The 13,803-nt window shown below is 66.9% G+C and carries 12 protein-coding genes and 7 pseudogenes; 13 read left to right on the top strand and 6 right to left on the bottom strand.

All coding sequences use genetic code 11. The features are described from left to right. Window positions 1-379: 379 nt before the first annotated feature. Window positions 380-630: pseudogene (locus tag Q2K20_RS12915) on the bottom strand (SDR family NAD(P)-dependent oxidoreductase); the annotation flags it as partial. A gap of 91 nt (window positions 631-721) precedes the next feature. Here Q2K20_RS12915 and Q2K20_RS12920 point away from each other — a divergent pair. The 7 genes and pseudogenes from Q2K20_RS12920 to Q2K20_RS12950 form a co-directional block, all read left to right on the top strand. Continuing rightward, window positions 722-1,525, top strand: a pseudogene (locus Q2K20_RS12920) (IS256 family transposase); the annotation flags it as partial. Window positions 1,526-1,594: 69 nt separating this feature from the next. Further along, on the top strand, window positions 1,595-1,888 hold the full coding sequence (locus Q2K20_RS12925) for a transposase (protein ID WP_205475954.1): 294 nt from the start codon (window positions 1,595-1,597) through the stop codon (window positions 1,886-1,888). Beyond that, entirely contained in the window at window positions 1,885-2,769 is an 885-nt protein-coding gene (locus tag Q2K20_RS12930; RefSeq protein WP_216637686.1) for an IS3 family transposase, read from the top strand. The genes Q2K20_RS12925 and Q2K20_RS12930 overlap by 4 nt, the downstream gene beginning before the upstream one ends. Then, window positions 2,769-3,134, top strand: a pseudogene (locus tag Q2K20_RS12935) (transposase); the annotation flags it as partial. The gene Q2K20_RS12930 and the pseudogene Q2K20_RS12935, both read left to right, overlap by 1 nt. Then, window positions 3,135-3,708, top strand: a pseudogene (locus Q2K20_RS12940) (nitronate monooxygenase); the annotation flags it as partial. A 164-nt stretch (window positions 3,709-3,872) separates the two neighbouring features. Continuing rightward, window positions 3,873-4,499, top strand: a complete 627-nt coding sequence (locus tag Q2K20_RS12945) for a hypothetical protein (protein ID WP_069390189.1) — start codon at window positions 3,873-3,875, stop codon at window positions 4,497-4,499. Between the two features lie 149 nt (window positions 4,500-4,648). Further along, window positions 4,649-4,786: a hypothetical protein gene (locus tag Q2K20_RS12950; RefSeq protein WP_156776389.1), complete on the top strand. Its 138-nt coding sequence runs from the start codon at window positions 4,649-4,651 to the stop codon at window positions 4,784-4,786. Window positions 4,787-4,828: 42 nt separating this feature from the next. Here the strand turns inward: Q2K20_RS12950 and Q2K20_RS12955 are convergent. Continuing rightward, a pseudogene (locus Q2K20_RS12955) lies at window positions 4,829-5,053 on the bottom strand (TetR/AcrR family transcriptional regulator); the annotation flags it as partial. 458 nt (window positions 5,054-5,511) lie between these two features. Continuing rightward, a complete protein-coding gene (locus Q2K20_RS12960; RefSeq protein WP_069390199.1) occupies window positions 5,512-6,954 on the bottom strand; it encodes an IS481 family transposase in 1,443 nt (480 codons plus the stop codon). Between the two features lie 466 nt (window positions 6,955-7,420). Between Q2K20_RS12960 and Q2K20_RS12965 the strand changes: the two genes are divergently transcribed. From Q2K20_RS12965 to Q2K20_RS12985, 5 genes and pseudogenes are all read left to right on the top strand, one after another. Beyond that, window positions 7,421-8,233 carry a hypothetical protein gene (locus Q2K20_RS12965; RefSeq protein ID WP_269505671.1) on the top strand — a complete coding sequence of 271 codons (813 nt, stop codon included), beginning with the start codon at window positions 7,421-7,423 and terminating at the stop codon, window positions 8,231-8,233. 22 nt (window positions 8,234-8,255) lie between these two features. Beyond that, window positions 8,256-8,628: pseudogene (locus tag Q2K20_RS12970) on the top strand (SDR family oxidoreductase); the annotation flags it as partial. 172 nt (window positions 8,629-8,800) lie between these two features. Beyond that, window positions 8,801-9,067 carry a hypothetical protein gene (locus Q2K20_RS12975; protein ID WP_069390192.1) on the top strand — a complete coding sequence of 89 codons (267 nt, stop codon included), beginning with the start codon at window positions 8,801-8,803 and terminating at the stop codon, window positions 9,065-9,067. A gap of 248 nt (window positions 9,068-9,315) precedes the next feature. Beyond that, on the top strand, window positions 9,316-9,618 hold the full coding sequence (locus Q2K20_RS12980) for an acyl-CoA dehydrogenase family protein (protein ID WP_069390193.1): 303 nt from the start codon (window positions 9,316-9,318) through the stop codon (window positions 9,616-9,618). 10 nt (window positions 9,619-9,628) lie between these two features. Further along, on the top strand, window positions 9,629-10,450 hold the full coding sequence (locus tag Q2K20_RS12985) for an inositol monophosphatase family protein (RefSeq protein ID WP_069390194.1): 822 nt from the start codon (window positions 9,629-9,631) through the stop codon (window positions 10,448-10,450). On the opposite strand, the gene Q2K20_RS12990 is transcribed toward Q2K20_RS12985, so the two are convergent. Next, on the bottom strand, window positions 10,447-10,689 hold the full coding sequence (locus Q2K20_RS12990) for a hypothetical protein (protein WP_069390195.1): 243 nt from the start codon (window positions 10,687-10,689) through the stop codon (window positions 10,447-10,449). The genes Q2K20_RS12985 and Q2K20_RS12990 overlap by 4 nt on opposite strands. Window positions 10,690-11,195: 506 nt before the next feature. Further along, window positions 11,196-11,780, bottom strand: coding sequence for a 3-hydroxy-9,10-secoandrosta-1,3,5(10)-triene-9,17-dione monooxygenase reductase subunit (gene hsaB, locus Q2K20_RS12995; protein ID WP_069390196.1), 585 nt, complete (start codon window positions 11,778-11,780; stop codon window positions 11,196-11,198). Between the two features lie 366 nt (window positions 11,781-12,146). Here hsaB and Q2K20_RS13000 point away from each other — a divergent pair, with 366 nt between their 5' ends. Then, the gene (locus Q2K20_RS13000; protein WP_069390197.1) at window positions 12,147-13,208 is read left to right on the top strand and encodes a ferredoxin--NADP reductase; all 1,062 of its coding nucleotides are present in this window, start codon (window positions 12,147-12,149) and stop codon (window positions 13,206-13,208) included. A gap of 80 nt (window positions 13,209-13,288) precedes the next feature. Here the strand turns inward: Q2K20_RS13000 and Q2K20_RS13005 are convergent. Continuing rightward, a pseudogene (locus tag Q2K20_RS13005) lies at window positions 13,289-13,785 on the bottom strand (acetaldehyde dehydrogenase (acetylating)); the annotation flags it as partial. Between the last annotated feature and the right edge of the window lie 18 nt (window positions 13,786-13,803).

Below are 13,803 nucleotides of genomic sequence, written 5' to 3' on the forward strand. Positions count from 1 at the left end.
ACTGACGGTCAAGACGAAGGAGCCCCGCACCAGTCTGGCGCGGGGCTCCTGTCGTCGTGCCGGGAGACGCTCTGCCTCCGCGGGCTCCCACCGAGCTCCCTTGTCCTCGGGTGCGGTGCGCTGCCACCCGCGGTGTCGCTCGCCTGCTGGACGAGCTCGCGGGCCCCTCCCACGAGCAGATGTCGTTCCCGTCGGCCATGGCGTCGCCACCGGCGGCTTTGACCACGACCTTGGCACCCTCGGCGAAGGCCAGCGCGTGTTCGCGGCCGGTCCCGCGGCCGGCGCCGGCGCCGGTGACGATGACGACGCGTGCGTCGCAGATTCCCATAGTTGTTCGCCTTGCTGCTGGGTGGTCAGTGCTTGGTGTCGGCGGTGGGCCGGTTCGGTCTCGACCAGCCCCTAACACGACGGAATTGATCCGGACCGCGGGCGACCACTCCCCCGCGAGCGATTGCGTGAGCGAGTCGACGCCCGCCTTGGCCGCCCCGTACGACGCCGTGCCCGGTGAAGGCCGATGTCCCGAGACGGACGACAGCAGGTGAGGGCGACGATCTTGGCGTGGAAGTGCGCGTTTGCCTCCGCCCCGAGGGCGAACGGTGCGCCCCCGGCGTTGTCGAGGACGCCGCCGAGCGGTGCGGAGGGTGTTTCATTGAGTGTGTAAGGGTCCGGTCTCGAACCGAGGTGTGACCTACGGGTTTCACCTCTTGGAAGGACCGACCGAATGACCGAAATTGCTGGTGCGCAGAACCCCCTCGCTGGGGTTCTCAACGCCAATCAGATCGACGCGATGGTGACCGCCGCCGAGGAGCTCGGTGAGGGCCGCCATGGGGTCGAGGAGCTGCTGACGCGGATGACCAAGGCCGTGCTGGAGCGGGCCATGGAAGCCGAACTCAGCGACCACCTGGGCTACGAGGCCGGAGACCCCGCCGGCCATGGGAGCGGCAACTCCCGCAACGGCAAGACCACCAAGAGCGTCCAGACCCTCCAGGGCCCTGTGGAGCTGACCGTGCCGCGGGACCGCAATAGCTCGTTTGAGCCGGTAATCGTTCCCAAGAGGGCCCGCCGGCTGGGCAAGGTCGAGGACATGATCCTGTCCCTCTACGCCCGTGGAATGACGACACGGGATATCGGCTCACACATCGAGGAGATCTACGGCTCCAAGGTTTCCGCCGCGACCATCTCCAGGGTCACCGACGTGGTGACAGACGAGATCGCCCTCTGGCAGTCCCGGCCGCTGGAGACGGTGTATCCGATCGTCTACATCGATGCGATCTGGTTGAAGATCCGCGACGGTGGAGTCGTGTCCAACAAAGCCTGCCACGTGGCCGTAGGCGTCGATCTGGAGGGCCGTAAGCAGGTGCTGGGCCTATGGCTCGGCGCCACCGAGGGGGCCAAGTTCTGGGCCAACGTGCTGACGGAAATCCGCAATCGCGGAGCCAAGGACATCTTGATCCTGTGCTGCGACGGGCTGACCGGGCTGCCGGCCGCGGTCAACAGCGTCTACCCCGAGACCGTGGTGCAGACTGGACCGTTCCCGTTCTGGTGGACACCCGGAGATGAGCGGTGAGTTCCCCCAAGATAGAGGGAGCGGATTATGGGATCGACTCGTCGGAGCTTCACTGCCGAGTACAAGGCCAACGCGGTAAGTTTGGTCATCGACGATGGCCGTACGATCGCCGAAGTTGCACGCAGTATCGGCGTTCACGAGATGACACTGGGGAAATGGGTGAAGAAGACTCGAGACGAGGGAAACGGCGATTCTGACCGCCCGTTGAATGAGGACGAGCGGGCAGAACTCGAGCGCCTCCGCGAAGAAGTGAAGCACGCCCGGATGGAGGCGGAGTTCGCAAAAAAAGTAGCGACCTGGTTCGCGAAAGACCCGCGGTGAAATTCGCGGCTATCGCGGACTGGGCTGAATCCAACTCCTACCCGGTCACGTTCATGTGTGCTCAACTCGGCGTCTCGACTTCTGGCTACTACAAGTGGCGCGGCACGTCCCGCTCAGCTCGAGACCTCCGAGACGACGAGTTAACAGCGCTGATCGAGCACCACTACGAGCACCTCAACGGCCGTCCCGGCGTTCGACGCATGCGCGCCGAGCTCGCCGCCGGCGGCCACCGGGCCTCGCACAAGCGGGTGTGGCGGCTCATGAAGGCCGCAGGCCTGGAAGGCCGCCACCCGAAGGCGTGGAAGCGCACCACCGTCGCCGGAGACAGCCCCGTCGCCGCACCTGACCTCATCGGCCGCGACTTCACGGCGGCAGAGGCGAACACCAAGTGGTGCGGCGATATCACCTACGTGCGGACCTGGAACGGCTGGGCGTACGTGGCCACGGTCATCGATCTGCACTCCAGGATGGTCGTCGGATGGGCCGTGGCCGACCACATGCGCACCGAGCTGGTCACCGACGCACTGGACATGGCCATCGCTCGCCGTCGACCATCCGGAGAAGTCATATTCCACAGCGATCGCGGAACTCAATACACGTCCACCGACTTCGACAAATACTGCAGTGAAAACAATATCAGACGATCATTGGGGCGAACTGGCATTTGTTTCGACAACGCGGTCGCAGAATCATTCTTCGCGAGCTACAAGAAGGAACTCATTCACACGCGCCCATGGCCCACTCTCAAATCACTCAAAAAGAGCACATTCATCTGGATCGAGGAGTACTACAACAGGACGCGACGACATTCCACACTGGGCCATTTGACACCAGCCGAGTTTGAACTAGGATTCAGAGACATATACGAACTCGCCGCTTAATTGCAGTGGCCACTTTAGCGGGAACACTCCAGACCTGCGTGGTGCACCTGCTGCGATCGGCCATGAAGTACGCCTCCTACACCGACCGCAAGACCATGGCCAAGGACATGAAGCCGATCTACACAGCGGCCACCGTGCAGGCCGCCGAGATGGCGATGGAGACCTTCGCCGAGACCTGGGGCACCAAGGCCCCAGGGGCGGTGTTGGCGTGGCGCAATGCGTGGGAGGACTTCACTCCGTTCCTGGCGTTCACGCCGGAGATCCGCAAGGTCATTTACACGACGAATCAAATCGAGTCGATCAACTATCAACTCCGGAAGATCACCAAAACCAGGGGCTCATTCCCCTCGGCTGAGGCGGCGATCCTCGCGCCCAAGCCGGAGTTGATCGCCAGACTCGAAGAGAACGGTCTCGTCGTCGTCCCCTCCATCGGCGCCGCAAGACACACCGGCCAGGTCGCCACCACCCTGCTCCTCTTCCTCCTCACCAGCGACTCCCGGGTGCCCGACGTGGTGAAGAAGCAGTACTTCGAGCGTGGGCTCCAGGACACCGTCGTCTCCGCCCGCGCCGACGGGATGTCGCACCGTGTCCTGCGCACCGGCATGGTCAACGCCCTCGGATCGGGCAGCCCCCTCAAGGGCATGTCCGCCGCCGTCCAGAACGCCGATAAGTTCAAGTCCATGACCGGCATGAAGTGGCAGCAGCTGGCCAAGGACGGCCTCAACATGAAGAAGGCGTCCGACCGGACGTGGCAGCAGATCGTCATGGCCGCCAACAGCCCGATGCTGCTCAAGGCCCGACTGGTCGAGGGCAACACCGGGGCCGGGGTCCATCGCCTCCGGGCAGGTCGTGGGCATGAGCGACGACCTGCCGAGCTGTGACGAACTGACCCAGCGGATCATGACCCAAGCCCACGAACGGCTGGACGCGCTCCACTAACTCGGCTGACACGCGTCTCTACGAACGCCCCCGCCCTGTGCTCACCACGGGTGGGGGCGTCCGTATTCGACAATCACCACGTGTGGCGAACTCTTGACTTATCCTTAGACCGTTCACATGACAGGCGGGCTCGGCCCGTCCCATCCCCTCTGGAGTAACCCCTCATGCCCCGTACTGCTCTCCGCACCGCCGCCGCCCTCGGCGCGGCCACCGCACTGACCATCGCCGGCGCCGGTGTCGCGGCCGCGACCACCGCCGACTCGTCCGTCGACGGCAACACGGTCTCCGTCGAGTTCACGCTCGAGTCGGGTGAGGACGGCGATACCTGCGGCGCCGCGCTCGTCCCGCCCACCGCCGGACTGACGATCCTCAACAACCTCGACACGACCGAGGGCGTTTCAGGGCTCCTCACCATCCTCGACGACCTCGAGGGAGTTCAGGTGCTCAAGAACGGATCTTCACCGTTCGTCGAGATGTCCCCGGAAACCCCGACCGACACCGTCAGCGCCTCCGAGGTCAAGTCCGGCTTCTACGGCCTGGTGACGGTGTGCCTGACGACGATGTCCGACCCGGACATCTCGGTGATCACGGTCGGCAGCCCCCTCGACGCGATCAGCGGCCTGAGCTCCGATGGCCTGCTGGAGACCGGCTCCGCCATGCTCCAGGGCGGCGAGGCCGGCGGCGGCCTCGGCCTCGACACCCTCTCGTCCGCGCTCGGCGGCGAGGCGGAGGGCGAGCTCGACCTGGCCGTCCTGTCCTCCGCGCTCGGCGAGACCGATACCGAGAACTGATCCCTCACCACGCCTCGGTTGATCACCGGTGCCCGGTCCGCTCGAGCGGACCGGGCACCGGTCATTTCGCGCGGTATGTAACCCTGAGCTTCTCCTGAACGACAGCGTGATCGAGCACTCCACGTCGATCACCTCACGATGGAGCGTTCATGACCATCGCCAAGAAGGCCGCTGCCGGGCTCGCCGCCGCCGGCATGGCCCCCATCCAGGGCGGCGGCACGACCGGGTGGTGCGGGGCCCGTCCCGTCGTCGGGGTCGTTGCCGTCAGGCGTCCAGGCGCTCGATGATCGTGACGTTGGCGGAGGCCAGCAGCGGCAGCGGGGTCATCTTCTCGAGGGTAGCGCGTCGAGGAATCCGCGCAGGATCTCGTCGAGGATCGCCTCTTTGGACAAGAAGTGGTGGTAGAGGCTCCCTCAGAGGATGCCTGCGGCGCCGGCGATGTCGCGGACGGTGATCACACGCAATCCGCGTTCGGCGAAGAGTCCTGCCGAGATCGACAGGAGCTCCTCACGTCTGGTCGTGCTGGTCCCACCCGGAGGGAACCAACCAAGCATTTGCTGGGTGGAGGTTCGGCCCTCCCTCGCGTCCCCGGGCCCCCGGGAGCGGACCCCTTGGGGGCCGGGTGACTGTCGCGCGGTCGGGTCAGGAACCGAAGCCTAGGAAGACGTACTCCAGGCTCGCTATGAGTGTCCCGGGGATGTTGAGAACCCCGTGGAAGACGTCGCCGAGGGAGCCGGCGGGCGGGGAGGGTCCGTTCGGTCGGATCAGGCGTGGCCGTGGGAGCCGAAGCCCCAGAAGAGGTACGCCGAGCCGTAGAGCAGGGCTGCGGACAGCCTGAGCACGCCACCGATTGGCAGATAGGGCCAGTGGGTACGCCTAGTCCGGCGATCCGGTGTGTTATCTCGCAACATCGTGGACACCGGATCTCGACTCTTCGGTGACAGCCGATCTCACGACTTCGTGCACGTCTACCAGGCATCGCGCGTTGCCCCGTTGGAGTTGGTGGCCGGTGTCATCGACCGTCCCCAAAGACTTCGGGGACAGCCTCCTGACGCCGAGCGAACTCTGCTTCATGTTCGGCAATCTTCCGCGCCCACTGTGCGGTCGGGTTGGCCACGTGAACGCCTCGGATGGCGTAGGAGGCGACGTGCCGGCCGCGGACCCGCAGCGCCACCATTGGCAGCGGGAAAGACATGACGACCTCGCCGGTGGTGATGTCGGACAGGAGAAATTCGTCGTCGGTGATGGTCCGGTAGAACTCGCGTCCGCCGAACGTGGTCGGAAGACGCACGGCGTACCCGTGGTAGTAGACCTGCCGGTTCGCTGCCGTGACCTCAACGACCGTTTGGTCTGCGGCCTGCTCCATCGCGTCGACGCTGGGCGGTTCAGGCAGCACTTGCCCTGACTTGGAGACCGTTACCGTTGCACGCCCGATCTGTCGTTGGCTCAAGCGTCGAGCCTGCCGATACTGGGAGGCCTTTGCTTGGAGCACCTCCATGCGAATCGGTTCGACCGCAGGGGTGTGGTCGAGTAGATCCCACGCAGTCCGTGGCGTGGCCTGGTCCAGAGCCTGGTGCGGGCGGCGGTGGTTGTAGTGCTCGCGGAACCTGGTGATCCGCTCGCGCAACTGCTCCAGCGTGCCTGGACGGTTCGCATTGAGAAACCGGGTCATCGTCTGGTGTGAGCGTTCATTCTTGCCCTGCGTGGTGGGCCTTCCCGGCAGGCCCGTGATGGGCATGGTGCCTCTCGAGGCGAGGAACACCTCCACGTTGCCGATCCTGCCACCGCGTAGCTGGTTGAACGCAGACGAGTTGTCTGACAGCAACTCCTGAGGAGCGCCGTGCCGCTCAATCGCGTCCTCGAGTACACGTTTAGCGTCGATGCTGTTCTCGTGCCGGCTATGGGCCCACGATCCGACGTCGTAGCGGGTCGCGTCGTCGAGCACCTGATAGACGGTCGCAGTTGTGCCGTCAGCGAGGCGATACTCGAACGCGTCCAGCTGCCACAGCGCCATCGCTGTGGCGCGGACGAACGGGATGTAAGACGACTTCGGTCGCTTCTTCGGGGCCGGGTCGACTTGCCCGACTGCGGACAGCAACCGGCCGATGGTCGCCACCGACGGAATGAAGTCCCCGGGGAAGGCGTCTTGCATCGCGGCCTCGTAGTGGATCGAGCGTGGGCCGTAATCCCATCCATCCTTCTTGAGACGCTTGCGGATCCCGACGATCTCGTTGACCACGTCTGGGCCGTACCGCCGAGCCGGTGACCGTGGCGCTCGAGAGCGAGGATGCAACGCCGCCGTCGACTCCTGGGCCGCGCGGGTGCGCACCTTGTAGAACACGCTGCGCGAGATCTTCAAGGACCGGCAGAACTCGGTCACGGACAAGGCGTGCGGTTGGGTCGGGTCGTAGTTGATGATCGAGGCCCGCGTGCGCGGCGACAGTGAATTGGACATGACCGCCACACTCGCCCAGCCCACGCCGATTCCTGTGCACGATGTGGTGAGACAGCGTGTCCACGATGTCATGAGATCGTGTGTCCTCGAAGTGATGAGACAGGACACACGAAGTCGTGAGATCGGCTGTCACCGAAGAGTCGAGATCCGGTGTCCACGATGTTGCGAGATAACACACCAACTCGCCGGACCCGCGGTACCGACAAGCCCTATCTGCCAACCGATCACGTTGCCGGCCGATCCGGCCGGGACGATGCCGTCCACGGACCCCCACAGGTCGTCGGCGAGCCGTCCGAGCACGCCGCTGATGTCAATCAGTCTTCATATCCGATGGTCGAGGGGTTGACGACACTCAGCTTAGTGAGGCCCCGTCGGTCCGCGTGACAGTCCCCGCATTGCCGCGCAGGCACCGGGCGCGGCGCACGAGCGCCGCCGCCGCGCCCACCTCGCCACTAGACTCCGGCGCATGCGGCCCACCTCATCACTGACCTCCCGCCCCTTTCGCACCCGTGTCCTCGCGGCGTCGGCGGTACTCGGCCTGACGCTGGGGCTGGGCGCGTGCGCGTCCGGGGAGGGGAACGACGACGAGGGCGGCACCGCCCCCGCCACCGCGGCGGCCGAGCCGGCCGAACCGGCGGGGTCGGCAGAGCCGTCGGAGCCGGCCGACCCGGGGTCGACACCTCCGCCCGGGAAGGTCGAGCAGCTCGTCCTCTCCGCCGAGGACGCCCCGCAGGTGGGACTCCAACCCGTCCCCGCGGATGAGATCGCCGGCGGGATGGATGCGCTCGGCGCGTTCACCTCCGATGTCCGCGTCGAGCCGGAGCAGTGCGCGGATATCAGTAAGGACGGGCTGGGTGCGCAGGCGGAGCCGGACGCGATGGCGATCCAGGCCGGCCAGGTCGGGGGCACCTCGTTCGCGGTGGCCGTGACCCGGGTGACCGACGGCATGGCCGCGCGTGCGCAGCAGATCGAGGACTGCCCGGTCATGACGGTCGCGTTCCCGCTCCGGGGCGAGGAGATGATCACCGAGGCGCGGAACTCGCTGCTGGACATCGACGCCCCGGAGGGGGTCGAGGACTTCGCTGCCGTGATCCAGGACAACTCGATGAACATGATGGGTCAGACCATTCGGACCTCGAACGTGATGATCACGGGCGTCGTCCGCGGGCTCGGCGTCTCCGTCACGGCGTCCGGCACCGACGGGCCGGTGTCCGACGAGGCCCGGGACACCGCAGTCGAACTCTTCGCAGCGCAGGCGGAGAAGGTCCGGACCGCCTGATGCCGCCGGCCGCCCGTCAGGGTGGGAGATGCCGGAGGACGACTGGGACGAGTTCATCGGCGTCAACCTCAGCGGCACGTGGCGGACGATCCCTGCGGCGGTGCCGGCGATGATCGAGGCGGGCAACGGCGGTCGACATCATCGTCAGCTCGCCTGCGGGACTCAAGGCCACGCCCGGCAACGAGCACTACTGCGCATCGAAGTCCGGCCTCGTGGCACTGACCACCGCCCTCGCACTCGAGGTGGGCGAGTTCAACATTCGCGTCAACTCGATCCATCCATACTCGGTGGACATGCCGATGATCGATCCCGAGGAGGTCTCCGAGGCGGTCTCCCACCTCGCCGGCGACGGGTCGCGGTCGATCTCCGGCGCCCAGCTCACGGTCGACCGGGGGGCTCGCTCGCCGAACTCGCGATCGCGCTCGAGATGGCACGGCCACTACTGTGGGCCGTTGCCCTGGCGGTCGCCGAGCACCCCGACGATCTCGCGCCGGCCGTCCACGACGTCTCCGCCGCCCGCGTGGCCGTGGCGGACACCGCCTACCTCTCGGCCCGCCGGCCCTGCAGATGCACGGGGCCATCGGGTACACGCTCGAGCACGACCCGGGCCTGTGGCTGACCAAGACCCGCGCCCGCAGACGGCGTGGGGCACGCAGAGCCACCACCGCGATCGGGTACGACCCCGCGCTGTGGGCGAGGCTGGTCGACCAGATCTGGGCCGCCGCACTGTCGATCCCCGAGGAACCCGACGGCGCCGGGGCGACCCGGGTCGAGACCCACCTGGTGTGCGAGGAGCTGGGCCGGCGGCTCACGCCCTCCCCGATGCTCGGCTAGACCGTCCTCGCCGCCCAGGCCGTGCTGCCCGGCGACGCCGCCACCCACCGGCACCGCTCACCACGTGTTCGGCGCGATCGCCACCCGTCCGAGCTTCCTTCCCCACCCGCGCGCCGCCGCGTGGCCGCACTGTCGGCCGAGCAGGTCGGTACCGGCCGCACCGTGCTGGACGCCACCGTGCAGTACACGCAGGAGCGCACTCAGCTCGGCCCCGGGTCATCGGGGCGTTCCAGGCGCTCAAGCACGGGATGGCCGACATGTACATCAAGGTCGACACCGCCTGGTCGCTGTCCTACTCCGCCGCCTCCGTCACCGACGATGCGGCCTACGCCGCAGAGACCGAGGCCGCCGTGGCCAAGGTCTACTGTTCCCAGGCCCCGCAGTGGATCGCCGGGAAGTCGATCCAGCTCCACGGGGCGTCGGCGTCAACCGGGAGTATTACTCCCACCTGTACTTCAAGCGGGCACACGCGGCAGCGCAACTGCTCGGACAACCGCACCAACTCCTCGCCGCCCTGGAGGTCGAGGCGGGACTGCAGCCAGGGCCACTAGAATCACCCACATGAACCCCTTCCCCGCGCACGGACGGACCAACGACCAGCGGGCGGCCGAGGACCTCGCGGCCCAGGCCGGTCGCCTGCTCACCGACCTGCGGGTCTCACGTGTGGCGCCGGAGGATCTCGGTGCGTTCGCGGAGGCCGAGGCGCAGTCCGTCATCATCGACCGGCTGGCCGTGGCCAGGCCCGACGACCTCGTCTTCGGCGAGTGGGACCCCGACTCCCGCGCCCGGTTGGAAGCCGACCGCGTGTGGTTCGTCGATCCCCTCGACGGGGAGCGCTCCTACGTGACCGAGGGCCGTCCCGACTGGGCCGTCCATGTGGCGCTGTGGGAGAAGTACCCCGGGGAGGTCGGGGGTATCACCGCGTGCGCGATCGCGATGCCCGCCTACGGCCGGGTCCTCACCGGACGCGGCGCCACCACCTATCAGCCCACGTCGATCATCCGCGGCCCCCGGCCCGGACCGCTGGTGCCGCCCCGCGAGGACGAGCGCCTGCGCATCGCCGTCTCCGAGGCCGAGCCGCCCGCGTTCGCCGAGGAACTCGCCGGGGAACTCGACGCCTCCCTGGTCCGTCTCGGCTCCGGTGGCGGCAAGACCGCCACCGTGCTCGAGGGCGAGTGCGACGCGTACATCCACACCAGCGGCCACCACCAGTGGGACTCCGCCGCGACCGTCGGCGTGGTGACCCAGCGCGGACTGCATGCGAGCAGCCTCGACGGGTCCGAGCTCGTGTACAACACCGAGCAGATCGAGTTCCCGGATCTGCTGGTGTGCACACAGGACGTGGCCGAAACGATTATCGACGTGGTCCGCACGTACCTCTAGCGCTCCGGGACGCGGTAGCCGGCGAGCCGCTCGAACGGCACCACCTTCACCGAGGGGCCCAGTTCCGGTGTGAAGGGCTCGCCCACCCGCGGCCAGCGGAACTGCATGGCGCCCTCGCGGCGGCCCTGCGTCTCATCCCAGTTGGCCGGCCCCGGGTCGCGCTCGGAGACCACCAGATGGATCAGCCCGTCGGAGGTGACGTGCGCCTGATCGGAGGTGAGACTGGTCTGGTGGTGCACGTACTCCAGCGGGCCGTACCACCTGCTGCCCGGCGAGCGTCGCCGGCTCCGGCGCGGTGCCGACCGTGTCGAGTCTGTGGATGATGGCCGACCCGGCCTCCTCACAGCTCCAGTCGGAGTACACCTCGCGGACCGCGATCATGGACGCCCCCGTGTGGAGCACCACGTAGCCGGCGTCGACCTCGTCGTCGTACCTCGCCGGTCCCAACCGGAACGAGTACCAGCCATTGGCGTCGATCTCCAGCGCACGGTCGTCGAACGCCGCGTGCGACGAGTACAGGTGTCCGGGTTCCAGGCCCATCTTGGTGTACGGGCCCGTGACCTGGAACAGCTGCGAGTGCGTACGCTCTCGCGGTGCCGGCCGGTCTCGATGGCCCCCCGGACGGTCCCGAGCAAGAGTCGAGTCCCTCCGCGACGTCATCCTCGGTGCGGACATGCGGCGCCGAGCGGATGATCTCCTCCGCCAGCGCTCCTGCCAGCCGTCCCGTCGTATCCCCCGGGCCCGCTCACAACCACGTGTAGGAGTCGGCGGAGGTGATGAAGTTCTCCAGCTCCTCCTGCTCGGGCGTCGGGTCGACCACGTCCTCCTCGATGCTGAGGTAGGCACCGCGGTAGAACAGTAAGGGGCGGATGTCACGCTTGGTCGGGCCGAGGTTGTCAACCCGTCCCAGCACGATCCAGTGATCGCCACCGTCGAGTACCTGGTCGATCTCGCAGTCCAGCCACGCCATGACGCCGTCGATCACCGGCGAGCCCAGCGGGCTGGGCGACCAGTCGATCTGCGCGAACTTGTCGTCGCCGTGTCGGCCGAACATCGAGGAGACATCCTCCTGTTCCTCGGACAGGATGTTCACCGCGAACCGTCCCGCCTTCTCGATGCCCTTCCACGAAGCCGAGGTCTTCATCGGGCAGAACAGCACCAACGGCGGCTCGAGCGACAGTGCCGAGAACGACTGGCAGGCGAAACCGACCGGCTTGTCGTCCTCGACAGCGGTGATGACGGTGATCCCCGTACAGAACTGGCCCACTACGTCGCGCAGTTCACGGCTGCTGAAGGACTGGCCCTCCGGGCCCTCGTCGGTGCTGCTCATGTGAGTCGTCCTCCCTGGACTTGTGGTCGTGAACTGGTCTGCGGGCCCAGCCTAGGCGGCTATCGGAGTCCGACGGAGAACTCGCGGCCCCGCAGGTTCACGGCCGTCGACTCACGCGCCACCCACTTCCGTGCCCCCCGGATGGTCGCGAGCTTCCGCCACGCCTACGCCGAGGGGCTGCTGACCATCGCCGAGGGCGTCGACCCGGGCGAAGACGAGCACATGGTGAAACCGCTCTACGCCCCCGAGTAACACCCCGACGGCCGGCGACTACCCCGAGGTGAGAAAAACGGGAGGAGGTCGCCGCCGTCTCGAACAGTGCGCAGAAATCCGTCCGCGCGAAACCAAGCGGTAGGCTCCCGATCCATGACCGAAACCCCCCCGCTCGGCTCTTTCGTGCGCGAGCTCACGATCGCCGAGGTGATCGAGGAGACCGCCGACGCCAAGTCGATCGTCTTCGACATCCCCGCCGGCTGCGAGGACGACTTCCGGTACTCCCCCGGACAGTTCCTCACCCTGCGAGTCCCCAGTGAGCGGACCGGATCCGTCGCGCGCTGTTACTCCCTGTCGAGCTCACCCACCGAGGACGCCCGGCTCAAGGTGACCGTCAAGCGCACGATCGACGGTTACGGGTCCAACTGGCTGTGCGACAACGCCGAGGTCGGCATGAAAATGCACGTGCTCGCGCCGTCCGGCATCTTCACGCCCAAGAATCTCGACCAGGACTTCATCCTCCTGGCCGCGGGTTCGGGCGTCACCCCCGTGATGTCGATCCTCAAGTCTGCTCTCGCCCAGGGCACCGGCCACATCGTCATGGTCTATGCGAACCGCGACGAGAAGTCGGTCATCTTCAAGGACGAGCTGCAGAGGCTCCAGCGGGAGAATCCCGACCGCCTCACCGTCGTGCACTGGCTCGAGTCGGTCTCCGGTATCCCCACCGCAGAGATGATCGGCAACCTCCTCCATCCCGTCGCGACCAAACGGCACTCCTACATCTGCGGACCGGCCCCGTTCATGGAGACCGTCAAGGACGGGCTCCGCCGCTCGGGCGCCGACATGCACCTCATCCACACCGAGGTGTTCTCCTCTATCGAGGGCGACCCGTTCGCCGAGATCGTCATCGACGATTCGGCCGACGAGGACGGCGCAGGCCCGGCGACCGCGATCGTCGAGCTCGACGACGAGGTACACGAGGTCTCCTGGCCCCGCAAGACCCCGCTCCTCGACGTCCTGCTCTCCAAGGGGATCAAGGCACCGTTTTCCTGTCGGAAGGGCGAGTGCTCGGCGTGCGCCTGCATCCTCAAGTCCGGTGAGGTCGAGATGATGCACAACGGGATCCTCGACCCCGAGGAAGAGGAAGAGGGATACGTCCTGAGCTGCCAGCTCCTGCCCAAGTCCGACCGTGTCGAGGTGTCGTACTCCGAGTGAGTCGGATGCTAGGCACACCCGGCGATACGCCACCGCCCCAGGCAGACGACTCGGTACGCCCGCCGTCGAGCTCGCCGACCTCGCCCCAGCATCCGCCGCCCCACCTTCTCGATGGCCATCTTGGTGGTGAGCGTGGACTCGTCGATGTTCACGTAGTCGACCGACACGACCGAGGAGACGGCGTGGACCATCGGGATGGTGGCCTTCCCGCCACACGTCACCATGTTGGTGTTTGGTGAGTCGAGGTAGTCGCGCAGGTTGGCCGGCGGGATCACCATCGGCCCCACCGCTGCGGGGGTCAGGTCGATCGCGACGATGCCGGCGGCTTCGTACTTGGGCGCTCGTCGCCTCGAAGAGGAGGTCCGGCTTCTCGCCCCCGACCTCGATCGAGGTAGGAGCTCGTCGGCACCGCCGGCCATACAGAACAGGCCCTCCTGGGCGGCGCGCTTCATCCCCTCGGACTCGGCGCCGATGCCGATCACTTCGGCTCGATGAACTCGCTGTGCTGAATTTTGTACATGAGGTCGGTACCGATGTTGCCGGACCCCACGATCGCAGTGGAATTGCGGCACTCCAGGACGGTGCACGCCGTCAT

Origin of the sequence: Dietzia sp. IN118, from assembly GCF_032905965.1 — a bacterium.
Taxonomy (GTDB): domain Bacteria; phylum Actinomycetota; class Actinomycetes; order Mycobacteriales; family Mycobacteriaceae; genus Dietzia; species Dietzia kunjamensis.